The following is a 23,008-nucleotide window of genomic DNA, read 5'->3' as shown; positions in this document are numbered from 1 at the left end:
ATCGCGAATTTGGGCGATTCGACGCGATGGTCGCAGTTTCGGTCGAAGGCCAGACCGACTAGCGGGCGACAATCACCGACGAGCCGTGGCCGAACAGGCCCTGGTTGGCCGTGACGCCGACCGTCGCGCCCTCCACCTGCCGGCCGGTGGCCTGGCCGCGCAGCTGCCAGGTCAACTCGCAGACCTGCGCGATGGCCTGCGCGGGGATCGCCTCCCCGAAGCACGCCAGCCCGCCCGACGGGTTGACCGGGACCCGGCCGCCGAGGGTGGTGGCGCCGCTGCGCAGCAGCGCCTCGGCCTCGCCCTTGGCGCACAGCCCCAGGTGTTCGTACCAGTCGAGCTCCAGCGCGGTGGACAGGTCGTAGACCTCGGCCAGGCTGACGTCCTCGGGCCCGATGCCCGCCTCGGCGTAGGCCGCGTCGAGAATCTGGTCCTTGAACACCCGCTCAGGCGCGGCGACGACGGCGGTGGAATCCGTTGCGATGTCGGGCAATTCGGGCAGGTGCTGGGGGTAGCGCGGGGTCACTGTGCTGACCGCGCGCACCGACGGCACGCCGGTGACCGAACCGAGGTGCTTCTCGGTGAACGACTTGCTCGCCACGATCAGTGCCGCCGCCCCGTCGGAGGTGGCGCAGATGTCCAGCAGCCGCAGCGGGTCCGAGACCACCGGGCTGGCCAGCACGTCGTCGATCGAGTTCTCCTTGCGGTAGCGGGCATTCGGGTTGTTGAGGCCGTGCTTGGAGTTCTTGACCTTCACCTGCGCGAAGTCCTGAAGGGTGGCGCCGTAGAGGTCCATCCGCCGCCGCGCCAGCAGCGCGAAGTACACCGTGTTGGTCGCGCCGATCAGGTGGAAGCGCTGCCAGTCCGGATCGTTCTTGCGCTCGCCGCCGACGGGCGCGAAGAAACCCTTCGGCGTGGTGTCGGCACCGATCACGAGTGCGACGTCGCAGAACCCGGCCAGGATCTGGGCCCGCGCGCTCTGCAGCGCCTGCGAGCCGCTCGCGCACGCGGCGTAGCTCGAGCTGACCGGAATCCCGTTCCAGCCCAGCTTCTGCGCGAACGTCGCACCGGCGACGAAGCCCGGGTATCCGTTGCGGATGGTGTCCGCGCCGGCGACCAACTGGATCTGACTCCAGTCCAGGCCGGCCTCGGTCAGCGCGGCGCGCGCGGCGACGACCCCGTATTCGGTGAAGTCCCGGCCCCACTTGCCCCAGGGGTGCATGCCGGCGCCGAGGATGTACAGCGGTTCGGGCGCGATCATGACGCCACCTTCCACGCATAGACGACGCGTTGCACCCCGTCGTCGTCGGTGAACAGCGGCATCGTCGTCAGCTCCATCTCCATGCCCACCTTCAGGTCGGCCGCCAGCGTGCCCTCGACCACCTTGCCCAGCACGATCAGGCCCTCATCAGCCAGCTGCACCGCGGCGACGGCGAACGGCTCGAACGGGTCGGGTGAGGGGTAGGGCGGCGGTGGCGCGTAACGGTTTTCGGTGTAGCTCCACAGCGTCCCGCGGGTCGACAACGCGACGGCCTCCAGCGTGTCGCTGGCGCAGGCCGGGTTGGGGCAGTTGTTCTCGCGGGGTGGGAAAACATAGGTGCCGCACTCGGGGCACTTGCTGCCGATCAAATGGGCGCTACCGGCGTCATCGGTGGCGAACCATCCGTCGATCGCGGGTTCTTGGCTGGTTACCTCGGGCACCCGCCAACACTACCAAGCGCTTGTTTGGGCACGCCAGCTCTCGTCGGACCGAGTGCCTAGAGTGAATGCCGTGCCCGCCGCCACCGAGGAACAAACCAAACCGACACTCATGTTGCTGGACGGCAATTCGCTGGCGTTCCGGGCGTTCTATGCGCTGCCCGCCGAGAACTTCAAGACCCGCGGCGGGCTGACCACCAACGCGGTGTACGGCTTCACCGCCATGCTGATCAACCTGTTGCGCGACGAGGCGCCGACGCACATCGCCGCGGCCTTCGACGTGTCGCGGCAGACCTTCCGCTCCGAGCGGTACCCCGAGTACAAGGCCAACCGGTCGTCGACGCCGGACGAGTTCCACGGCCAGATCGACATCACCAAGGAAGTGCTCAACGCGCTGGGCATCACCGTGCTTTCGGAGCAGGGGTTCGAGGCCGACGACCTGATCGCGACGTTGGCCACCCAGGCGGAAAACGAGGGCTACCGCGTGCTGGTGGTCTCCGGCGACCGTGACTCGCTGCAGCTGGTCAGCGAGGACGTCACGGTGCTCTACCCCCGCAAGGGCGTCAGCGAGCTGACCCGTTTCACCCCCGACGCCGTCGTCGAGAAGTACGGCCTGACGCCCAAGCAGTACCCCGACTTCGCCGCCCTGCGCGGCGATCCCAGCGACAACCTTCCCGGCATCCCGGGGGTGGGGGAGAAGACCGCCTCGAAGTGGATCGCCGAGTACGGCTCGCTGCAGGCGCTGGTGGACAACGTCGACTCGGTGCGCGGCAAGGTGGGCGACGCGCTGCGGGCCAACCTGGCCGGCGTCATCCTCAACCGCGACCTCACCGAATTGGTCAAAGACGTGCCGCTGGCCCAAACCCCGGACACGCTGCGGCTGCAGCCCTGGGACCGCGACCAGATCCACCGCCTCTTCGACGACCTGGAGTTCCGGGTGTTGCGCGACCGGCTGTTCGAGACCCTGGTCGCCGTCGAACCCGAGGTCGACGAGGGCTTCGACGTCCGCGGCGGCGCGCTCGAGCCCGGCGCCGTCGGGCAGTGGCTGGCCGCGCACGCCGGCGACGGGCGCCGGGCCGGGCTGGCCGTCGCCGGCACCCACCTGCCGCACGGCGGGGACGCCACCGGGCTGGGCATCGCCGCCGCCGACGGCGACGGCGCCTACATCGACACCGCCACGCTGACCCCCGACGACGACGCCGCGCTGGCGGCCTGGCTGGCCGACCCGGCGAAACCCAAGGCGCTGCACGAGGCGAAGCTCGCCATCCACGATCTGGCGGGCCGCGGCTGGACGCTGGACGGTGTCACCTCCGACACCGCGCTGGCGGCCTACCTGGTGCGCCCCGGGCAGCGCAGCTTCACCCTCGACGACCTGTCGCTGCGCTACCTGCGTCGCGAGCTGCGCGCGGAAACGTCTGAGCAGCAACAGCTTTCGCTGCTCGACGACATGGAGGGCGTGGACGAGCAGGCCGTCGCCACCCTGATCCTGCGCGCCCGGGCGGTGGTCGACCTGGCCGACGCGCTGGACGCCGAGCTGGATCGCATCGACTCCACCGCGCTGCTGGGCGAGATGGAGCTGCCCGTTCAGCAGGTGCTGGCCGGCATGGAAAGCGCCGGCATCGCCGTCGATCTACAGCTGCTGGGCGAGCTGCAAAGCCAATTCGCCGACGAGATCCGCGACGCCGCCGAGGCCGCCTACGGCGTGATCGGCAAGCAGATCAACCTGGGCTCGCCCAAGCAGTTGCAGGTGGTGCTGTTCGACGAGCTCGGCATGCCGAAGACGAAGCGGACGAAGACCGGCTACACCACCGACGCCGACGCCCTGCAGTCGCTGTTCGACAAGACCGGGCATCCGTTCCTGCAGCACCTGTTGGCCCACCGCGACGTCACCCGGCTGAAGGTCACCGTCGACGGGCTGCTGAACTCAGTGGCCGCCGACGGCCGCATCCACACCACGTTCAACCAGACCATCGCGGCCACCGGCAGGCTGTCGTCGACCGAACCCAACCTGCAGAACATCCCGATCCGCACCGACGCCGGCCGCCAGATCCGGGACGGCTTCGTCGTCGGCAAGGGCTACGAAGAGCTGATGACGGCGGACTACAGCCAGATCGAGATGCGCATCATGGCCCACCTGTCGCGGGACGAAGGCCTGATCGAAGCCTTCAACACCGGGGAGGACCTGCATTCGTTCGTCGCGTCGCGAGCGTTCGGGGTGCCGATCGAGGAGGTGACGGCCGAGCTGCGGCGCCGGGTCAAGGCGATGTCGTACGGGCTGGCCTACGGGTTGAGCGCCTACGGCCTGTCCGCCCAGCTCAAGATCTCCACCGAGGAGGCGAAGGAACAGATGGACGCCTACTTCGCCCGGTTCGGCGGTATCCGCGACTACTTGCACGACGTCGTGGAGCAGGCCCGCAAGGACGGCTACACCTCCACCGTGCTGGGCCGCCGCCGCTACCTGCCCGAGCTGGACAGCAGCAACCGCAACGTACGCGAGGCCGCCGAGCGGGCGGCGCTCAACGCGCCCATCCAGGGCAGCGCGGCCGACATCATCAAGGTGGCGATGATCGAGGTCGACAAGGCCATCAAGCAGGCTGGGCTGGCGTCGCGGATGCTGCTGCAGGTGCACGACGAACTGTTGTTCGAAGTCGCGCCGGGGGAGCGGGAGGTCCTCGAGGCACTGGCGCGCGAGAAGATGGGCGGCGCCTATCCGCTTGACGTCCCGCTGGAGGTCTCGGTCGGCTACGGCCGCAGCTGGGACGCGGCGGCCCACTGAGGGCCCGCCGGTGTAACGTGAGGGCGAAAATTCGGCCGGAAATTCGCCGTGGCGTTACATTTGCGTCGCCTCGGTGGCGGCCGAGTTTGTCCAGCTAGTGCCCTGTCGAGTAGCCTCGACAGGTAAATCCTTTTTTGTCCCTACGACCCAACCTGTCCGGAGCAACCCAACAACATGCCGAGTCCCACCGTCACCTCGCCGCAAGTAGCCGTCAACGACATTGGCTCGAGCGAGGATTTTCTCGCCGCAATAGACAAAACGATCAAGTACTTCAACGATGGCGACATCGTCGAAGGCACCATCGTCAAAGTTGACCGGGACGAGGTGCTCCTCGACATCGGCTACAAGACCGAAGGGGTCATCCCCGCCCGCGAGCTCTCCATCAAGCACGACGTCGACCCCAACGAGGTCGTTTCCGTCGGCGATGAGGTCGAGGCCCTGGTTCTCACCAAGGAGGACAAAGAGGGTCGGCTGATCCTGTCCAAGAAGCGCGCGCAGTACGAGCGCGCCTGGGGCACCATCGAGGCGCTCAAGGAGAAGGACGAGGCCGTCAAGGGCACCGTCATCGAGGTGGTCAAGGGTGGCCTGATCCTCGACATCGGGTTGCGCGGCTTCCTGCCCGCCTCGCTCGTCGAGATGCGGCGCGTCCGCGACCTGCAGCCGTACATCGGCAAGGAGATCGAGGCCAAGATCATCGAGCTGGACAAGAACCGCAACAACGTGGTGCTGTCGCGGCGGGCCTGGCTGGAGCAGACCCAGTCCGAGGTGCGCAGCGAGTTCCTCAACCAGCTGCAGAAGGGCAGCATCCGCAAGGGTGTGGTCTCCTCCATCGTCAACTTCGGCGCGTTCGTCGACCTCGGCGGGGTGGACGGCCTGGTGCACGTCTCCGAGCTGTCCTGGAAGCACATCGACCACCCGTCCGAGGTGGTCCAGGTTGGCGACGAGGTCACCGTCGAGGTGCTCGACGTCGACATGGACCGCGAGCGGGTTTCGTTGTCGCTCAAGGCGACCCAGGAAGACCCGTGGCGCCACTTCGCCCGCACGCACGCCATCGGCCAGATCGTCCCCGGCAAGGTCACCAAGCTCGTTCCGTTCGGCGCGTTCGTCCGCGTCGAGGAGGGCATCGAGGGCCTGGTGCACATCTCCGAGCTGGCCGAGCGGCACGTCGAGGTGCCCGACCAGGTGGTCGCCGTCGGCGACGACGCGATGGTCAAGGTCATCGACATCGACCTGGAGCGCCGCCGAATCTCGTTGTCGCTCAAGCAGGCCAACGAGGACTACACCGAGGAATTCGACCCGGCGAAGTACGGCATGGCCGACAGCTACGACGAGCAGGGCAACTACATCTTCCCCGAGGGCTTCGACTCCGAGACCAACGAATGGCTCGAGGGATTCGACGCCCAGCGCAACGAGTGGGAGGCCCGCTACGCCGAGGCCGAGCGCCGGCACAAGATGCACACCGCGCAGATGGAGAAGTTCGCCGCCGCCGAGTCGGCCGCCCACGCCGCCGGCGACCAGGCGCCGGGCAACGGCGCGTCGTCGGAGAAGGCGGCGGGTGGATCGCTGGCCAGCGACGCCCAGTTGGCGGCCCTGCGGGAAAAGCTCGCCGGCAACGCCTAATAGCGTTCTGGGATGCTGCGCATCGGGTTGACCGGTGGCATCGGCGCCGGCAAGTCGGCGGTCTCGTCCACCTTCGCGAAGTGCGGTGCCGTCATCGTCGACGGCGACGTCATCGCGCGCGAGGTGGTCGAGCCGGGCACCGAGGGGCTGAAGGCGCTCGTCGAGGCGTTCGGCGAGGACATCCTGCTGCCCGACGGATCGCTGGATCGTCCCGCGTTGGCCGCCAAGGCTTTTCGCGATGACGAGGCGCGCCAGAAGCTGAACGGGATCGTGCACCCGCTGGTTGGCAAGCGCCGATCCGAGATCATCGCCTCGGTGCCCGAGGATTCCGTGGTCGTCGAAGACATTCCGCTGCTGGTGGAGTCCGGCATGGCGCCGCTGTTCCCGCTCGTCGTGGTGGTGCACGCCGACGTCGAGGTGCGGGTGCGGCGGCTGGTCGACCTACGCGGCATGCCCGAGGAAGACGCTCGCGCCCGGATCGCCGCGCAGGCCGACGACGAACAGCGCCGAGCCGTCGCCGACGTCTGGCTGGACAATTCGGGCAGCCCGGAGGAGTTGGCCCAGCGTGCGCGCGACGTGTGGAACGACCGGATCGTGCCGTTCGCCCACAATCTGAGCGCGCGCCAGATCGCGCACGCGCCCGCGCGTCTCGTGCCGGCCGACCCGACTTGGCCCGAGCAGGCGCGGCGGATCGTCAATCGGTTGCAGACGGCCTGCGGCCACCGGGCGCTGCGCATCGACCACATCGGCTCCACCGCGCTGCCCGCCTTGGACGCCAAGGACGTCATCGACATCCAGATCACCGTCGAATCGCTCGCCGTCGCCGACGAGCTCGCCGAGCCGTTATTGTCGGCCGGCTACCCGCGCATCGAGGCCATTACCGAGGACGTAGCCCACACCGACGACACGACCTTGTGGCACAAGCGTATTCACGCCTCCGCCGACCCCGGCCGGCCGACGAACGTGCACCTCCGGGTGAACGGCTGGCCCAACCAGCAATTCGCGCTGCTGTTCGTAGCCTGGCTGCGGGCCGACGTCGGCGCGCGCGCCGACTACCTGGCCGTCAAGCTGAAGGCCGAACAGGCAGCGCGCGGTGACATCTCCACCTACGCCGACGCCAAGGAACCATGGTTTGCCGACGCCTACCGGCGGGCCTGGAAGTGGGCCGACTCAACCGGATGGCGGCCCTAGCACCAACTTTCACAACAGCCCCACGAGCCTCCGGGGGTGGTGGTACTCGTCGTGTCCACCTCATAGCGACAAATCCGCCTGCCGATCCGGTTGTCGCTATGAGGTGGACACAACGGGTAATGGTTCGGCGGAGAGGCTTGTGTGGCGGATGTGATTCCCGCGGTTAGGCGGGCAAGGGCGCGCCGCACTGCAGCATGCCGTTCTTGGGATCGGAATTGCCGGGCGTTGGTCTGACGAACTGATCGAGCTGCGTGAAAACGTTGTCGTCCACGTCGATCTCGCAGTGCACATTCGCCGAATACGGGAAGTGCAGCACAACCCGCAGGCCGGCCTGCTGGGGATCCGGCAGCACCGTGTTGGCCTCGAACGCGTTGCCTGGCATCGACGGGAGGTTGGCCGTGTTCGTCTGGCCGCCGTTGATCACGAAAATGGCCTGGCTGCCGGTGGTCAGCGCATCGATCCGGGCGCGGTAGGTGATGTTGTGCAGGTCCGCCTTCGCGGTTGCCGGGCTTAGCTGGGACCCGGCCGCGATGACGGTCAAGGCGGTGATCGCCATCCACCTGTGGTTGCTGGGGCTCATAACAGCCGAGATTACCCGGGCTGGCAGCGCGGGCACCACAGCGACGTCCTCGTCGTCGTCGGCCGCCACACTCCGCGCAGCTTGCGCAAGTCGGCGTAGCGCGGCTCGCCGCGATCCAGCGCGGTGCCCGGTCATCCCGCTGTGCACCAGCAGCGTCGGGCCGTCCGTCGGCAGCATCAACCACTTGCCGTGCCGGCGTGGGCAATCGAAGCGGCGGCCGTCGAGCCGCCGGCCGAGCGCCGTGGCGGTGACGTTTCGCAGGATGCCCGGATCGCGGACGTGCACGCCCCGGATCCGCCGGCCGGGCAGCGCGTCGGCCAGCTCGCGCCGAAAGCCCTCCACGTCGGGCGGTTCAGGCACGGAGCTTTGCCACCCGCTGCGCCGGCCCCGTCAGCGCGCGGGCGTGCCGGTGCATGCCGGCCCACGGATCGCCCTGTCCGGCAAGCCGTTTGGGAACGTCACGAACGGTGAATCGGTCCGCTCGCAGGCCGCGGGTCTCCAGCTCGTCCCACTCCAGCGGGGTCGCCACCGGCGCACCCACCCGGGCCCGGACAGAATACGGCGCAACCGCGGTCTGCGCGTAGGCATTTCGCATGATGTCCAGATACACCCGGTTGCCGCGCTTGTCCTTGCGGGCTTCGACGGTGCGGTGGGCTTCGTCGTCGGCCACCACCACCTCGGCGACCTCGCGGGCGAATTGGCGGGCGGTGTCGAAATCGGTGTCGGCGCGCAGCGGCACCACGACGTGCAGCCCGCGAGACCCGGTGGTCTGCAGATAGCGGGCCAGCCCGAGGTCGTCTAAAACGCCGGCCACCGCGTGGGCCGTCGCCCGCACCACGGCGAAGTCGGTGTCGGAGGGGTCGAGGTCGAACACCAGCCGGTCGGGCTTGTGCAGCCGGTCCCGCCGCGACTGCCACACGTGCAGCGTCACGCAGTTCTGGTTGGCCAGCCAGCGCAGCGCCTCCGGACGCTCCGCCACGGGATGGACCACGGTGCCGCCTTCTTTGGCGACTTCGACACGGCCCATCCAGTCGGGCAGCGAATCGGCGAAATCCTGCTGCACCCAGCCCTGTTCGCCGATGCCGCGCGGGAACCGCTGCACGGTGAGCGCCCGGTCCCGCAGGTGCGGCAGCATCGTGTCGGCCACCTCGCCGTAGTAGGCGACCAGCTCGCCCTTGGTGATCCCGTCCTTGGGGAACATCACCCGGTCGGGGTGGGTGACCTCCACCTCGACGCGCGGCATCAGCGGGTCTCCCGCACGACATCGCCCGGGTCCTTGTCGGTGCGCAGCCCCTGGTAACGCGGGTGGCGCAGCTTGCCGTCACGGGTCCACTCGGTGAACCCGATCTGGGCGACCAACTCCGGGCGCACCCAGTGGGCGCCGTTCTCGCGCACCAGGCCCCGGGTGAACGGCGGTTTGTCCTGCTCCAGTGGCGACAGCCGCTCGTGCAGGCTGCGCAGCGTGGGTTCGTCGAACCCTGTCCCCACCTTGCCGGCGTAGACCAGGTCGCGGCCGTCGTTATAGCCCAGCAGCAGCGCGCCCAGCTCGATGCGGCTGCCTTTGGGGCTGGTGTAGCCGCCGACGACGAACTCCTGGTCGCGGACGCATTTGAACTTCAACCAGTTCTTCGACCGACCGCCTTCGTACGTGGCGTCGGCCCGCTTGGCGATCACCCCCTCGTCACCGCGCCGACACGCCGCCTCATAGGCGCCGATCCCGTCCTGGACCCGGTGGACCGTGAAACGCAGCGGGTCACCGAACTCAATGGCCTTGCGCAGCAGCTTCTTTCGCCACAACTGCGGTACGCCGGTGGTCGACTTGCCGTCGAGGTGCAGCAGGTCGAACACGTAGTAGAAGACGCGGACGGGTGACGCACGGGCCACCTCCGGGTCGGTGATGCCCAGCCGGCCCTGCAGCCTCGCGAAGCTGGTGCGCCGGCCCACGAACGCCACCACCTCGCCGTCGACGACGAACCGCGTGGTGCGCTGGGCGCCGAGCGCGTCGACGATCTCCGGATAGGTTCCGTTGAGGGGCTGCCGATTCCTCGACAGCAGTCGCACCCGGTCGTCGTCGCGGAAGCCGAGGCAGCGCATCCCGTCGAATTTGCGTTCGAAGATCCACTGCGGATCGGAGAATCGCCGGTCGGTCAGGGTGGCCAGCGTCGGCGCCCGCCAGTCGGGCACCGGCTCGTCGTGCAGCGCCGCGCGCACCGATTCCGGCAGGGCGGCGAAGTCGGTCATGACACGTCGTCCAGCGAGCGGCCGGTCAGCGCCGGCCGGCGCAGCGTGTCGGCGTCCTCGTCGTCTTTGCGCCTGATCAGCAGCCACGTCTCCCGATCGCCGTCCCGGATCCGGGTCAGCGTGTACCAGCCGCGCAGCCATTCGCCGCACAGAAAGAACGAAAGGTGGCCGCGGTCAAGGCAATCGGCCATGTCGTAGGGGGTTGCGTTGACATAGGTGCCGCGGTCGCCGTCGACGTCGCCGTCGAGGTCATCGAGGGGCAGGTCAGCGACGCGGCGGGCTATCCGGCTGTCGTTGGGTATCGCCCAGGAGACCAGCACGCCGTCGATCTCGAGGCCAAGCTCGTAGTGGTCGCTGTCGGGTCCCCGCCGCTGGATGACGAAACGCGGGTCCCGGCCGGGCCGGCGTTTGCGTCGGTTGTCGATCAAACGCATCACGAAGTGATACCCGTGGGTCACGTGAGGAAACGAGTTATGCCTCACGCCAGGTCAGCTCCATGCCGTGGGTGGCCAGCCACCGGGAAAGGTCGTAGTCGTTGCGGGCCAGGCCGTCGATGGCGACCACGGCGCGCCGCACGGCCCGTTCGGCGACCTCCGGGGTCAACAGGCCGTGCCGCACGGCGTCCAGCAGCTCGTCGACGTCGGCCAGCTCCGCCCCGGCGCCGGTCCGGACGACGATGTCGAGGTAGTGGTCTTCCGAATGCCACACCTTCGGGCCCGGCGTGTATTCGCCGACATCGAGGTAGTAATCCTGGTCGCGTTCGTGCCCGGGATTGAAGTGAAAGACGGTGGCGCGCACGCCCAACGACGGCAGCAGCCACGATTCGAGGTAGTGGAACTGCGCTCGACCGGGGGTAGGGCGGGCGAGGTAGAGCCCCCACGGGTGCGCGACGTACTCGTCGACGGCCCGCACGATGCCCTTCGGATCGGTGTTGGTGCGGGCGACCAGGTCGAACGTCTCGTGCTTCGGCGGATGGATTGACCCACTCTAGTTGCCGGGGCCGTTGAGAGGCATCACCATGTCGAAGTGAGTACGGCCAAGCTGGCCATTGGGAGGGGCACAGTGAGCGACCTCAGCGGAAAGACAGCTCTCGTCACCGGTGGGAATTCGGGCATCGGGTTGGCGACCGCGCAGCGGCTGGCCGACGCGGGCGCCCACGTCTTCCTGACCGGTCGCAACCAGGAAACCATCGACGCCGCGGTGGCCTCGATCGGTGACCGGGCGACGGGCATCCGCGCCGACGTGGCCAACCTCGACGACGTGGCGGCGATCGCCGACGCCATCGCATCCCGCGGGGACGGACTCGACGTGCTCTTCGCCAACGCGGGCGGCGGAGAATTCGCGGCACTGGGCGACATTTCGGTCGAACACTTCACGTCCACGTTCATGACGAACGTGGGTGGCACCTTGTTTACCGTGCAAGCCATGCTGCCGCTGCTCAACCGCGGCTCGTCGATCGTGCTGACCGGCTCGACCGCCGCCTACAACGGCACCCCGGCGTTCAGCGTGTACGCGGCGACCAAGGCGGCGATCCGCTCGTTCGGGCGGACCTGGGCGGCCGAACTCATACACCGCGGGATTCGGGTCAACACGATCGTTCCCGGCCCGGTCGAGACTCCGGGGCTGCTGGGACTGGCGCCGGCCGGACGAGAGCACGAGCTGCGCGAAGGCGAGGCGTCCAAGGTCCCGATGGGCCGCCTGGGCAGGCCCGAGGAGGTCGCCGCGGCGGTGCTTTTCCTGGCGTCGGACGAGAGCAGTTTCATGACCGGCAGCGAGTTGTTCGTCGACGGCGGTGCGGAGCAGATCTAGGTTCGACCCGGCCTAACGCCGTAACCGGATTTTCCAGCGCACGAAGGTGCCGTAGAAAACCGACAGCGCGGCCAGCATGCCCATGTCGATCAGCCAGACCTTCGAGCTGTGCTCCCAGAACCGGTCCTGGGAGAGCAGGGAATCGGGCACCAGGTGCCGCAGGTCGACCGTCGAGGCCGCCGCGGCGTAGCCCCAGCGCGCGGGCATCGCGAAGGACATCTGGTCAAGGCCGAGCCGGCCGGTCACCGGGACCATCCCGCCGCAGAGCACCAGCTGCGCCATCACCGTGACCACGAACAGCGGCATGATCTGCTCGCTGGAGCGGACCAGCGACGAAATGGCCAGCCCGAGGACGGCCGAGGCGACGCACGTCCCGGCCACGGTCAGGAACAGCTCGATGGTGGCCCCGGCGGTCGAGTGGCCGAGCAGAACGGCACCACGGGTGGGTGCGCTCTTGCCGATCACCACGATCGCGGTGACGATCGCCGACTGCAGGATCGCGAACCCGCAGAAGACCGCCGTCTTCGCGAGCAGGTAGGCCGTCGTCGACAACCCGACCGCCTGCTCGCGCTGGAAGATGGCGCGCTCGCCGACCAGGTCGCGGATCGTGAGCGCGGTACCCATGAACGCCGCGGCCGGCAGCAGCAGGGCCAGGATCTGCGCGGCTTCGTCGGGGGTCCCGGCGCCCGGGCCCGGCACGTGGAACCCGTGGTTGCCCGGCACGGTCAGCGACAGGGAACCCAGGATGAACGGCAACAGCGCGAGGAAGACGAAATAGGCGCGGTCGGCGACGACCAGCCGGACCTGCCGGCGCGCGACCGTGGAAATCTGGCGCCGCACGCTGGTGTGCACCGGCTCGCCCAGGTCGCCGGGCTCGGTTCCGGCGGGCAGCTGTTTCTGGGGGCGCTTCTGGGCCTCGGCCTGGGCCAGGAACCGGCGGTTGGCCTCCTCGGGGTCGGCGCCCACCTTGGTGAAGATCTTGGCCCAGTTGGTGGTGCCCATGGCGTCGCCGATCTGGTCGGGCGGGCCGAAGTAGGCCGTTTTGCCGCCCGGGGCCACCAACAGCAGCTGGTCGCAGATGTCCAGGTAGGACAGCATGTGCGTCACCACGATCACGACGCGACCGGCGTCGGCGAGCTGGCGCAGCATCGTCATGACCTGGTGGTCCAGCGCCGGGTCGAGGCCCGAGGTCGGCTCGTCGAGGATGAGCAGCGACGGTCCGGTCAGCAGCTCGAGCGCCACCGAGGCGCGTTTGCGCTGGCCGCCCGACAGCTTGTCCACCCGGGTGTCGGCGTGCTTGGTCAGGTCCAGCTCCTTGAGCACCTGGGCGACCACCTTGGCGCGGTCGGCCTTGCTGGTGTCGGGCGGCAGCCGCAGTTCGGCCGCGTAGCCCAGCGCCTGGTTGACCGTCAGCTGGCGGTGTACCACGTCGTCCTGCGGGACCATGCCGATCCTGCTGCGCAGCGACGCGTATTCGGCGTGGATGTCGTGGCCCTCGAAGGTCACCGAACCCGAGGTGGGGCTGGTATAGCCGGCGACTAGCCGGGCCAGCGTGCTCTTGCCGGCGCCCGAGCCCCCGATCACGGCGGTCAGCGTCCCCGGGCGCGCGGTCAGCGAGATGTCGTCGAGCAGTTGCTTGCCGTTGTCGACGACGTACTTAACGTTGCGCACCTCCAGGCCGCCGGTGCGGGCCGCGGCCGCGCCGCCCTCGACCAGGGTGCCGTCCCGGTACACCAGGTCGACGTTGCCGATGGTGACGACGTCGCCGTCGGTCAGGATCGCCGACCCGACCCGGGTGCCGTTGACGAAGGTGCCGTTGATGCTGTTGTCGCGGATCTCGGTGCCGAGCGGAGTCTGCAGCAGCGTGGCGTGATGCCGCGAGGCGAGAACGTCGTAGACGACGATGTCGCTCTCCGCCGCGCGCCCGATCGTCTTGGCGCCCGCCGTGCCCGCGGCCGCCGACATGCGCGGCGACAGCAACTTCACAAACCTGGTCGCGAGGTTGGAGACGTCGGCCGTCCTGGCGTCGACCACCGTGGACTCGGCGGGCGGCGGCGCGTCCGGCCGGACCGCCGGCTCGGCGTTGACGGTGGTCACCTGGTCGGGTGGCGGCGCGTGCAGCGGGCGCGGTGCCGGCGCCATGCCCGACGTCTGGATCCGCGGCGGCGGGGGCGGCTGCCGCGGGGGCTCCGGTTGCCGGGGCGGTGCCTTGGGTGGCATCGGGCGCGGGGGGACGGGCTGCCGGGGCTGGCTTCCGGTCTGGCCGCGTCGGGGGGCGGGCGGTGCGGTGGGGTTCGTCCGTTCCGGCAGCGCGGACCATGCCAGGGTGGGCGGGCCGGAGTCCCGCGACGGCCGGGTCGGCGGCCGTCCGGTGGCGTGGCCCTGCTGCGGCCCGACCGCGAACGTCAGCCGCGGTCCCTGCGGGTTGCCGACGTTGATGCTCTGGCCGTCGTGGATGTCGATGACCGGCATCCGGTAGCCGTTGACGTAGGTGCCGTTCAGCGAGCCGTTGTCGATCGCCAGCCAGCGGCCCTGGTCGAACCGCACGATCAGGTGCGCGCGGGAGATCCGGGGATCGGGAATCCGCAAGTCCGCGTTCGCGTCACGCCCGACGACGACCTCGTGGCCGGCCGCGAACGAGCGTTGGGACCCGTCGTGCCGGATTGTCAGGACAGGCGGGGCGGGTCGATTCACCATTCAAGTATCGGTCCGCGCTTTGAGTGCTCTCCATGGGACTCGCCTGTGATTTGGCTTTGTTTCGATTCGGCCACTCAAAGGTTGCTCATAGCTTCCTGAGATCAATCGCCCACCGAGATCCGGCATCATTCGGACGTGCGGGGAGTGAAAGCAGAGCAACGAGGGGGCAGCGATTGACGGACGAACACAAGGGCACGACCCGGCGCATCGACGCCGGGAGACGGCTGCTGAGCAACCCGCGTTCGGCCCGTGAGGCCCTGCGGGCGGGTTTGCATTCGGTTCCCTCGGCCACCGTCGCGCACCTGTTTCGCCGCATCCCGCCCGTCAACTCGACCCCCAACGCCGAGCCGCCCGTCGTGGAGTCCCACCCTGAGGCCGGCGGATCGCGCCTCGCGCTGAGCAGCGGTGCGGCGTTCGCCGGCTACACGATCCTGCGGCAGCTCGGCGCCGGCGGCATGGCGGAGGTCTACCTGGCGCTGCATCCCCGGCTGCCGCGCCGCGACGTGATCAAGGTGCTCGCCGAGGCGGTCACCGCCGATCCGGAGTTCCGCGAGCGGTTCAACCGGGAGGCCGACCTGGCGGCGACGCTCTGGCACCCGCACATCGTCGGCGTCCACGACCGCGGCGAATTCGACGGTCAGCTCTGGATTTCCATGGACTACGTCGAGGGCACCGACGCCGCCCGGCTGGTCAAGGAGCGCTACCCGGACGGGATGCCCATCGACGAGGTGTGCGCGATCCTGCAGGCGGTCGCCGGGGCGCTTGACTACGCACACGATCGCGGCCTGCTGCACCGTGACGTCAAACCCGCCAACATCCTGCTCACCCATCCCGACGACGGGGAACGCCGAATCCTGTTGGCGGACTTCGGTGTAGCGCGCCACCTCGCCAACATCAGCGGCATCACCGAGACCAACGTCGCGGTCGGCACGGTGGCTTACGCCGCCCCCGAACAACTGACCGGCTCCAACATCGACGGCCGCGCGGACCAATACGCGTTGGCCGCCACGGCATTTCACCTGCTCACCGGCGCCCCGCCGTTCCAGCACTCCAACCCGATCGCGGTGATCAGCCAGCACCTGCACGAGGATCCGCCCCGGCTCAGCGATTACCGCCCCGACTTGGCGTATCTCGACGACGTGTTCTTCACTGCCCTCGCCAAGCGTCCCGAGGAGCGCTTCGAGCGGTGCCGCGCGTTCGCCGCCGCGGTCAGCGAGCTGGTCTCCGACGAGGAGGATGACGACCAGGCCGGTGCCGCGTTGCCGCCGCGGCGGCTGTATCACCGGTTCTCGTCCCGGGCCCGGTGGGCGACCGCGTTGCTGTGCGCGGTGCTGATCGCCATCGCGGCGACCTGGTCGACGCTGTACTCGTTCCAGCCGGAGAGCCCGCCGGCGAATGTCCCGGCGTTGGCGTCGAAACCGTCCGTCCCGGCGCCCGCGAGATCCGGCGGGCCGGTGCTCAACGGCACCTACAAGTTGACCTATGACCGCAGCAAGCAGACCACCAACGGCATCCCGATCCGTCACGACGGCCCGGCCGCCAGCTGGTGGGCGTTCCGCTCGGTGTGCACCGCCAACGGGTGCGCGGCGACCGGGACCCAGCTCGACGACACCAATCATCAGGTGGCCAGCACGGTTGATGGCGGTCACACCTACTCGCTGCGCTTTATCGGTGGCTATTGGCAGGGCGGGTTCCAGCAGGAGCGGTCGGGCTGCACGCAGCCGAATGGGCAGGTCACGGCCACCCAGCAGGAAAGCGTCGCCGGGTCGTTGGCGCCGCAGGCCGACGGCACGCTGCGCGGCACGGTGACGCAAACCGCGCTGTCCGACGAATGCGGTGCTCAGGGGGCGGTGGTGCGGGTGCCGGTGGTGGCCACCCGCGTCGGCGACGCCCCGCCGTCCGTACCCGTGGCCGATCCCGCCCAGGTGATCAGCGCCTCGACCACGCCGGCCCACCCGGGAGCGCCGGTCCTGGGCGGGTCGTGCGGCGACGTCGACAAGCTCGCCTACGACCCGACCAACAGCGAGCAGGTCGTCTGCGAGGGCAACACGTGGGCCAAGGCGCCGATCACGATGGGGGTGCACGCCACCGGTAGCTCGTGCAACCGCCCGAACACCTCGGTGTTCGCCATGTCCACCTCGAGCGATGGCTACCTGCTGCAGTGCGATCCGGTCACCCGCACGTGGACGCGCCCGGGGGCCTAGCGTCTTCGGCCGCGAGCGTGCGTGTCTGTACGCCGACACGCCGCGCAGGATGTCATTCTGCGCACGCTCGCGGGAGAAGCACCAGCACACTTGTCGGTACACCGCTCTACCCTGGTGCCATGGCCTTCGCCACTGAACACCCTGTCGTCGCGCACTCGGAATACCGCCCCGCCGCCGAGGACGTGGAGGGGCTGCTGCGCGCCGGCGGCCATTTCGAGGTGGTCAGCCCGCACGCACCGGCCGGGGACCAGCCCGCGGCCATCGAGGAGCTGGAGCGCCGCATCCGGGCGGGGGAGCGCGACGTGGTCCTGCTCGGCGCCACCGGCACCGGAAAGTCGGCGACGACGGCCTGGCTCATCGAACGGCTGCAGCGCCCCACGCTGGTGATGGCGCCGAACAAGACGCTGGCGGCCCAGCTGGCCAACGAGCTGCGAGAGATGTTGCCGCACAACGCCGTCGAGTACTTCGTGTCGTACTACGACTACTACCAGCCGGAGGCGTACATCGCGCAGACCGACACCTACATCGAGAAGGACAGCTCCATCAACGACGACGTGGAGCGGCTGCGGCACTCCGCGACGTCGTCGCTGCTGTCGCGGCGCGACGTGGTGGTGGTCGCGTCGGTGTCGTGCATCTACGGCCTGGGCACGCCGCAGTCCTACCTGGACCGCTCCGTCGAACTGCAGGTCGGGACCGAGGTGCCCCGCGACGGCCTGCTGCGGCTGCTGGTCGACGTCCAGTACACCCGCAACGACCTGTCCTTCACCCGCGGATCGTTCCGGGTGCGCGGCGACACCGTGGAGATCATCCCGTCCTACGAGGAGCTGGCGGTCCGCATCGAGTTCTTCGGAGACGAGATCGAGGCGCTGTACTACCTGCACCCGCTGACCGGCGAGGTGGTCCGCCAGGTCGACTCGCTGCGGATCTTCCCCGCCACCCACTACGTGGCCGGCCCGGAGCGGATGGCCCACGCGATCTCCACCATCGAGGAGGAGCTCGCCGAGCGGCTCGCCGAGTTCGAGGCCCAGGGCAAGCTGCTGGAAGCCCAGCGCCTGCGGATGCGCACCAACTACGACATCGAGATGATGCGCCAGGTCGGGTTCTGCTCGGGCATCGAGAACTACTCCCGCCACATCGACGGGCGGGGGCCGGGCTCGCCGCCGGCGACGCTGCTCGACTACTTCCCCGAGGACTTCCTGCTCGTCATCGACGAGTCGCACGTCACCGTGCCGCAGATCGGCGGGATGTACGAGGGCGACATGTCCCGCAAGCGCAACCTGGTGGAGTACGGGTTCCGGCTGCCGTCGGCCTGCGACAACCGGCCGCTGACCTGGGAGGAGTTCGCCGACCGGATCGGGCAGACGGTGTATCTGTCGGCCACACCCGGGCCGTACGAGCTGAGCCAGACCGGCGGCGAGTTCGTCGAGCAGGTGATCCGGCCGACCGGACTGGTGGATCCCAAGGTCCTGGTCAAACCGACCAAGGGCCAGATCGACGACCTGATCGGGGAGATCCGCAAGCGCGCCGCGGCCGACGAGCGGGTGCTGGTCACGACGCTGACCAAGAAGATGGCCGAGGACCTCACCGACTACCTGCTCGAAATGGGCATCCGGGTGCGCTACCTGCACTCCGAGGTCGACACGCTGCGCCGGGTGGAGCTACTGCGCCAGCTGCGCCTCGGCGACTACGACGTGCTGGTCGGCATCAACCTGCTGCGCGAGGGCCTCGACCTGCCCGAGGTGTCGCTGGTGGCCATCCTCGACGCCGACAAGGAAGGCTTCCTGCGCTCGACGCGCAGCCTGATCCAGACGATCGGCCGTGCCGCCCGCAACGTGTCCGGCGAGGTGCACCTGTACGCCGACACCATGACCGACTCGATGAAGGAAGCCATCGACGAGACCGAACGGCGACGCGCCAAGCAGACCGCCTACAACGAGGCGAACGGCATCGACCCGCAGCCGCTGCGCAAGAAGATCGCCGACATCCTCGACCGGGTCTACGCCGAAGCCGACGACAGCGAGACCGTCGAAATCGGGTCCGGGCGCAGCATGTCCCGCGGCCGGCGCGCCCAGGGCGAGCCGGGTCGCGCGGTCAGCGCCGGTGTCTTCGAGGGCCGCGACACGTCGAACATGCCGCGCGCCGAACTGGCCGACCTGATCAAGGACCTCACCGCGCAGATGATGGCCGCCGCCCGCGATCTGCAGTTCGAGCTGGCGGCCCGGTTCCGCGACGAAATCGCCGACCTCAAAAAGGAACTGCGCGGGATGGACGCCGCCGGCCTGAAGTGACGCACCCCGACACCATCACCGGCAGCTGGCGCGAACTGCTGGGCGCCAAGTACCTGGGAACCTCGGTGGTGCTGGCCGGTGGCGTCGCGCTGTACGCCACCAACGAGTTCCTGACCATCAGCCTGCTGCCGAACACCGTCGCAGAGATCGGCGGCAGCCGCCTCTATGCGTGGGTCACCACCCTGTACCTCGTCGGGTCGGTGGTCGCGGCGACCACAGTCAATCCGATGCTGGTGCGCATCGGGGCGCGCTCGTCATTCCTGTTGGGGCTGGCCGTGTTCGGCCTGTCCAGCCTGGCGTGCGGCGCCGCCCCCAACATGGAGGTCCTGATCGCGGCGCGGACCCTGCAGGGCGTGGCCGGGGGCCTGCTGGCCGGCCTCGGCTATGCGGTCATCAACGCGGCGCTGCCCCGCTCGCTGTGGACCCGGGCCTCGGCGCTGGTGTCGGCAATGTGGGGGGTTGCGACGGTGGTCGGGCCCGCGACCGGTGGCCTGTTCGCCCAGTTCGGGTTGTGGCGGTGGGCGTTCGTCGCGATGGCCATCCTGACGGCGCTGATGGCCACGCTGGTGCCGATCGCGCTGCCCGCCGGCCACGCCGGCGCGAGCGCCGAGACACCGACGCTGCGGGTCCCGGTGTGGTCGCTGCTGCTGATCGGCGCGGCGGCCCTGGCGGTCAGCGTCGCGCAGATCCCGCACAACGTCGCCGCGACGGCCGGACTGCTCGCCGCCGCCGTCGTGCTGATGGCACTGTTCGCGGTCGTCGACCGGCGGATGGACGCGGCGGTGTTGCCGCCCAGCGTGTTCGGGCGCGGACCTCTGAAGTGGATCTACCTGGCCATGGGCCTGCTGATGGTCGGGGCGATGGTGGACACCTACGTGCCGCTGTTCGGTCAGCGGTTGGCCCATATGACGCCGCTTGCGGCCGGATTCCTGGGGGCGGCACTGGCGGTCGGCTGGACGGTCTCGGAGATCCTCAGCGCGTCGCTGGAGAGCCCGCGGGCGATCGGACGGGTGATCGCGGCCGCGCCGGTGGTGGTGGCGTCGGGCCTGGCCCTGTGTGCGCTCACCCAGTACGACAACGCGCCAGCCGGGACCGTCGCCGCCTGGACCTTGGGGTTGCTCGTCGCGGGCGTCGGGATCGGGATGGCCTGGCCCCATTTGTCCGTGCGCGCAATGGATTCCGTCGACGACCCGGCCGAAGGCGTCGCGGCGGCCGCGGCGATCAACACCGTGCAGCTGATCTCGGGGGCGTTCGGGGCCGGGGTGGCCGGCGTCGTGGTCAACGCGGCCCAGGGCGGCGACGCGATGGCGGCCCGCTGGTTGTTCGCCGTGTTCACCGCGTTGACCGGGGCCGGTGTCGTGGCCTCGTACCGCGCGGTCCGCGCCGGTCGCTGACTCAGTCCGGTTCTTCCCCGCCGCGCAGCACGGCGACCACCCCGTCCACGCCGGCGAAAACCTCTGAGGCGTTGCCCATCTTGGCGCCCGACAGCGTCATCGTCACCCTGACCTCGCCGTCGTCGATGTCGTGGGCGTCCGCGTCGAGCTCGGTGAGCTGCCAGGCGCGCTGGCCGCAGATCCGCAGCAACTCCCGAAGCACGCCGCGGCCGTTCTCGTAGATGATGGTCAGCCGGCGGGTCCCGCGAAGCCGAGCGCTGAGCTGACGCTCCACGGCGCTGAACGCGAGCGCGCTGACGAAGTGCAGCGCCACGACGGCGATGGCCAGCAGCAGCAGGCCGGCACCCACCGCCATGCCGATCGCGGCCGATTCCCAGACCGCCGCCGCGGTGGTGAGTCCGTGCACCGCGCCGCGGCGCGTGATGATGATGCCGGCGCCCAAAAACCCCACCCCGGAGACGATTTGGGCGGCGACGCGGGACGGGTCGAGCGAGACTGTCCCTTCGTGCACGATATCGAAAAACCCGAATTTACTGACCAACATGATCAACGCCGCCGACGTGCCCACTATGGTCTGCGTCCGCAGCCCCGCGCTTTTTCCCTGGATGGTTCTTTCCAGGCCGATGAACGCGGTCAACCCGAACGCCGCCAACAGTTCGATGAGGTGACGCGCGCCCTGCGCGTCACCGCCGAGCAGTGGGCCGCCCAGCAGAATCTGCATGCCCGTCAACTACCCACGGACGGCGCTTCTACGCGCCCGTCACCGGGTTGACTTCACGACCTGCGAGTAATGGAACTGCCAACGTTCGACGATGTGGAACCCGAGGTAGCTCGGGAATCGGTACGCGGGGGAGCGCCCGAAGGCGTTTCCCGGCGACAGCGACTGTCCGGCTTGGTGATCCGGCAGCGAGCCGTCCTTGTTGGTGATCGTCCAGATGGCCGGGCACTTGTTGATCTTGGCCGTCGTGAGCCACACGGCGACGTGGCCGTCCCACAGCCAGCCGACCTTGGGCCCGTAGGCGCCCCGTTCGACGTCGATCAGCGAGCGGAAGGCCGCCGGCCGGGTGGCCAACAGGGCGCGGATCGGCCCGGGCCGCCAGGGCACGGTGTTGTCCACCATCAGGCAGTCCCCGGGCGCGGCGTGCGAGCTGATCAGGTCGGCCACCTGGCTGTAGTCCCAGCCCTCCTTCGCGTAGGGCCAGCGCTGGATGAACAGGTAATTCGGCACCGCGGCCGCGGCGAACGCCAGGACCACCGCGGCGATGGGCCACGGTTTGCGGGCGAGCGTGACGATGCAGACGGCCAGGACGACGGCCACCGCCGGCGTGGTGAGGATCAGGTAGCGCGGGAAATATATCGGTTCGACGACGGCCGAGTAGACGACGACGAGCGCGGTGGGCAGGACGATCCACGCCGCGCATACGACCAGCAGGGCGCGCAGGTCGCCGGCCGGACCCCGCGCGCCCTTCAGCCACGCGACCACCGCCGCGACGACCAGCACCGCCGTGAGAATCGCGAACGGAACGCTGTGGTCGAAGTACTGCCGCAGGAAGATGTCGAAGGCGTAGTGCCAGCTGACGGGAAAGATCCAGTTCACCTGGTACACCTGGCCGTGGGCGAAAACGAGGAACGGCGTCATGGCGCCGACGGCGACGGCCGTGGCCGCCGCCCACCACATGACCGGGGACCTGCGGGACTTCCGCGGTGCCAGCAACGGCACCATCACCGCGTACACCAGCACCAACAGGATCAGGTTGAGGCTGAGCAGGATCGACAGCATCAGCGCCAGCGCGTAGCCAACCCACAATCGCGGCCGGTTGCGCCGCACGCCGGCGACCAGCAACACCGTCAGCCAGATGGCCGCGGCGGCCGCGAAGGCATACGAGCGCGCTTCCATCCCCGCCCAGGTGGTGCGCGGCAAAATGGCGAAGACCACACCCGCGCACAGCGCCGTCGCGCGCCCGGGGACGAACTGCCTGGTGAACACCGTGACGCCGGCCGCGGCCGCCCCGACCGCCAGGGCGCTGGGCGCCCGCGACCAGAACTCCGTCGGCGGAAATATCGCGAACCAACCGTGCATGAGCAGGTAATACAGCCCGTGAACAGCGTCGATGTGGCCCAGCAGCTTCCACAGCTCGGGCAAGGTCCTGCTCGCCGAGGCCGAAATGGTGGCCCCCTCGTCGAACCACAACGACGGCCTGCTGGCCCAGGACGCGCTGACGACCGCGGCGAAGGCGGCGATCGCCCACGGATCGAGCAACCGGCCGCGCGGGCGCGCCGGCACGCCCTCCTCAGCGACGCCTGAAGCGTCGGAGGCGCGCTGCTCAGCGGCGGATATGGCCATGATGATTGTCACTGTAAGGGGCGCCAAGTGAACTGGCTCGCGGCCAGCCTGACGGGTGCGGGTAGGGTGCTTGCCCGAAGTTGCGGCGCGCGCCCGCATTCCGCCAAAAGCGGGGCCAGCCAAGGCTTTCGGCGTCAGTCCTGCTCAATCGGGCTTTTGATGGTCG

17 protein-coding genes and 1 pseudogene are annotated in these 23,008 nt (G+C 69.2%); 7 read left to right on the top strand and 11 right to left on the bottom strand.

Annotation, left to right across the window (positions count from 1 at the left end; all coding sequences use genetic code 11):
* Positions 1 to 58 precede the first annotated feature (58 nt).
* Together AC5Y2S_RS28785 and AC5Y2S_RS28780 are read right to left on the bottom strand one after the other, a co-directional pair.
* Positions 59 to 1,261, bottom strand: a complete 1,203-nt coding sequence (locus AC5Y2S_RS28785; RefSeq protein ID WP_499960015.1) for a lipid-transfer protein — start codon at positions 1,259 to 1,261, stop codon at positions 59 to 61.
* Positions 1,258 to 1,701: a Zn-ribbon domain-containing OB-fold protein gene (locus AC5Y2S_RS28780; protein ID WP_499960014.1), complete on the bottom strand. Its 444-nt coding sequence runs from the start codon at positions 1,699 to 1,701 to the stop codon at positions 1,258 to 1,260. Before AC5Y2S_RS28780 ends, AC5Y2S_RS28785 begins: the two co-directional genes overlap by 4 nt.
* A 109-nt stretch (positions 1,702 to 1,810) precedes the next feature.
* Here AC5Y2S_RS28780 and polA point away from each other — a divergent pair, with 109 nt between their 5' ends.
* The 3 genes from polA to coaE all read left to right on the top strand — a co-directional run bounded on the left by polA (position 1,811) and on the right by coaE (position 7,285).
* On the top strand, positions 1,811 to 4,474 hold the full coding sequence (polA, locus tag AC5Y2S_RS28775) for a DNA polymerase I (RefSeq protein WP_499960020.1): 2,664 nt from the start codon (positions 1,811 to 1,813) through the stop codon (positions 4,472 to 4,474).
* Positions 4,475 to 4,648: 174 nt separating this feature from the next.
* Positions 4,649 to 6,094 carry a 30S ribosomal protein S1 gene (rpsA, locus tag AC5Y2S_RS28770; RefSeq protein ID WP_499883469.1) on the top strand — a complete coding sequence of 482 codons (1,446 nt, stop codon included), beginning with the start codon at positions 4,649 to 4,651 and terminating at the stop codon, positions 6,092 to 6,094.
* 12 nt (positions 6,095 to 6,106) lie between these two features.
* Complete coding sequence (gene coaE, locus AC5Y2S_RS28765; RefSeq protein WP_499960013.1) at positions 6,107 to 7,285, top strand: dephospho-CoA kinase; 1,179 nt, start codon at positions 6,107 to 6,109, stop codon at positions 7,283 to 7,285.
* A gap of 163 nt (positions 7,286 to 7,448) precedes the next feature.
* On the opposite strand, the gene AC5Y2S_RS28760 is transcribed toward coaE, so the two are convergent.
* The 6 genes and pseudogenes from AC5Y2S_RS28760 to AC5Y2S_RS28735 all read right to left on the bottom strand — a co-directional run bounded on the left by AC5Y2S_RS28760 (position 7,449) and on the right by AC5Y2S_RS28735 (position 11,018).
* Positions 7,449 to 7,865, bottom strand: coding sequence for a hypothetical protein (locus AC5Y2S_RS28760; RefSeq protein ID WP_499960019.1), 417 nt, complete (start codon positions 7,863 to 7,865; stop codon positions 7,449 to 7,451).
* Between the two features lie 33 nt (positions 7,866 to 7,898).
* Positions 7,899 to 8,225, bottom strand: a pseudogene (locus AC5Y2S_RS28755) (DNA-formamidopyrimidine glycosylase family protein); the annotation flags it as partial.
* Complete coding sequence (gene ligD / locus AC5Y2S_RS28750; RefSeq protein ID WP_499960011.1) at positions 8,218 to 9,108, bottom strand: non-homologous end-joining DNA ligase; 891 nt, start codon at positions 9,106 to 9,108, stop codon at positions 8,218 to 8,220. The gene ligD (AC5Y2S_RS28750) and the pseudogene AC5Y2S_RS28755, both read right to left, overlap by 8 nt.
* Positions 9,108 to 10,106 (bottom strand): non-homologous end-joining DNA ligase, encoded by a 999-nt coding sequence (gene ligD / locus AC5Y2S_RS28745; protein ID WP_499960009.1) that lies wholly within the window; start codon positions 10,104 to 10,106, stop codon positions 9,108 to 9,110. The genes ligD (AC5Y2S_RS28750) and ligD (AC5Y2S_RS28745) overlap by 1 nt, the downstream gene beginning before the upstream one ends.
* Entirely contained in the window at positions 10,103 to 10,540 is a 438-nt protein-coding gene (locus AC5Y2S_RS28740; RefSeq protein WP_499960007.1) for a DNA polymerase ligase N-terminal domain-containing protein, read from the bottom strand. The genes ligD (AC5Y2S_RS28745) and AC5Y2S_RS28740 overlap by 4 nt, the downstream gene beginning before the upstream one ends.
* A gap of 37 nt (positions 10,541 to 10,577) precedes the next feature.
* Complete coding sequence (locus tag AC5Y2S_RS28735) at positions 10,578 to 11,018, bottom strand: ribonuclease FAU-1 family protein (protein ID WP_499960006.1); 441 nt, start codon at positions 11,016 to 11,018, stop codon at positions 10,578 to 10,580.
* 150 nt (positions 11,019 to 11,168) lie between these two features.
* Between AC5Y2S_RS28735 and AC5Y2S_RS28730 the strand changes: the two genes are divergently transcribed.
* Positions 11,169 to 11,915 (top strand): SDR family oxidoreductase, encoded by a 747-nt coding sequence (locus AC5Y2S_RS28730; RefSeq protein WP_499960004.1) that lies wholly within the window; start codon positions 11,169 to 11,171, stop codon positions 11,913 to 11,915.
* 12 nt (positions 11,916 to 11,927) lie between these two features.
* On the opposite strand, the gene AC5Y2S_RS28725 is transcribed toward AC5Y2S_RS28730, so the two are convergent.
* Complete coding sequence (locus AC5Y2S_RS28725; protein WP_499960002.1) at positions 11,928 to 14,612, bottom strand: ATP-binding cassette domain-containing protein; 2,685 nt, start codon at positions 14,610 to 14,612, stop codon at positions 11,928 to 11,930.
* Positions 14,613 to 14,785: 173 nt separating this feature from the next.
* Here AC5Y2S_RS28725 and AC5Y2S_RS28720 point away from each other — a divergent pair, with 173 nt between their 5' ends.
* From AC5Y2S_RS28720 to AC5Y2S_RS28710, 3 genes are all read left to right on the top strand, one after another.
* On the top strand, positions 14,786 to 16,816 hold the full coding sequence (locus AC5Y2S_RS28720; protein ID WP_499960001.1) for a serine/threonine-protein kinase: 2,031 nt from the start codon (positions 14,786 to 14,788) through the stop codon (positions 16,814 to 16,816).
* A gap of 119 nt (positions 16,817 to 16,935) precedes the next feature.
* Complete coding sequence (uvrB, locus tag AC5Y2S_RS28715) at positions 16,936 to 19,104, top strand: excinuclease ABC subunit UvrB (RefSeq protein WP_499959999.1); 2,169 nt, start codon at positions 16,936 to 16,938, stop codon at positions 19,102 to 19,104.
* Positions 19,101 to 20,498, top strand: a complete 1,398-nt coding sequence (locus AC5Y2S_RS28710) for an MFS transporter (protein WP_499959997.1) — start codon at positions 19,101 to 19,103, stop codon at positions 20,496 to 20,498. The genes uvrB and AC5Y2S_RS28710 overlap by 4 nt, the downstream gene beginning before the upstream one ends.
* A 1-nt stretch (position 20,499) precedes the next feature.
* On the opposite strand, the gene AC5Y2S_RS28705 is transcribed toward AC5Y2S_RS28710, so the two are convergent.
* A complete protein-coding gene (locus AC5Y2S_RS28705; protein ID WP_499959996.1) occupies positions 20,500 to 21,219 on the bottom strand; it encodes an MgtC/SapB family protein in 720 nt (239 codons plus the stop codon).
* A 39-nt stretch (positions 21,220 to 21,258) separates the two neighbouring features.
* Positions 21,259 to 22,842, bottom strand: coding sequence for a mannosyltransferase (locus tag AC5Y2S_RS28700; protein WP_499959994.1), 1,584 nt, complete (start codon positions 22,840 to 22,842; stop codon positions 21,259 to 21,261).
* Between the last annotated feature and the right edge of the window lie 166 nt (positions 22,843 to 23,008).

This window comes from Mycobacterium sp. NGS69 (genome assembly GCF_059812165.1).
Note: the sequence above shows the minus strand (reverse complement) of the source record. Positions and strands in the feature narration are given on the sequence as shown.

Excerpts from the sequence above, each read along its gene's own strand:
- ligD (WP_499960009.1), bottom strand. The coding sequence starts at position 10,106 with ATGACCGACTTCGCCGCCCTGCCGGAATCGGTGCGCGCGGCGCTGCAC.
- AC5Y2S_RS28760 (WP_499960019.1), bottom strand. The coding sequence starts at position 7,865 with ATGAGCCCCAGCAACCACAGGTGGATGGCGATCACCGCCTTGACCGTC.
- uvrB (WP_499959999.1), top strand. The coding sequence starts at position 16,936 with ATGGCCTTCGCCACTGAACACCCTGTCGTCGCGCACTCGGAATACCGC.
- AC5Y2S_RS28700 (WP_499959994.1), bottom strand. The coding sequence starts at position 22,842 with ATGGCCATATCCGCCGCTGAGCAGCGCGCCTCCGACGCTTCAGGCGTC.
- AC5Y2S_RS28705 (WP_499959996.1), bottom strand. The coding sequence starts at position 21,219 with ATGCAGATTCTGCTGGGCGGCCCACTGCTCGGCGGTGACGCGCAGGGC.
- AC5Y2S_RS28740 (WP_499960007.1), bottom strand. The coding sequence starts at position 10,540 with ATGCGTTTGATCGACAACCGACGCAAACGCCGGCCCGGCCGGGACCCG.
- coaE (WP_499960013.1), top strand. The coding sequence starts at position 6,107 with ATGCTGCGCATCGGGTTGACCGGTGGCATCGGCGCCGGCAAGTCGGCG.
- AC5Y2S_RS28785 (WP_499960015.1), bottom strand. The coding sequence starts at position 1,261 with ATGATCGCGCCCGAACCGCTGTACATCCTCGGCGCCGGCATGCACCCC.
- ligD (WP_499960011.1), bottom strand. The coding sequence starts at position 9,108 with ATGCCGCGCGTCGAGGTGGAGGTCACCCACCCCGACCGGGTGATGTTC.
- polA (WP_499960020.1), top strand. The coding sequence starts at position 1,811 with ATGTTGCTGGACGGCAATTCGCTGGCGTTCCGGGCGTTCTATGCGCTG.
- rpsA (WP_499883469.1), top strand. The coding sequence starts at position 4,649 with ATGCCGAGTCCCACCGTCACCTCGCCGCAAGTAGCCGTCAACGACATT.
- AC5Y2S_RS28725 (WP_499960002.1), bottom strand. The coding sequence starts at position 14,612 with ATGGTGAATCGACCCGCCCCGCCTGTCCTGACAATCCGGCACGACGGG.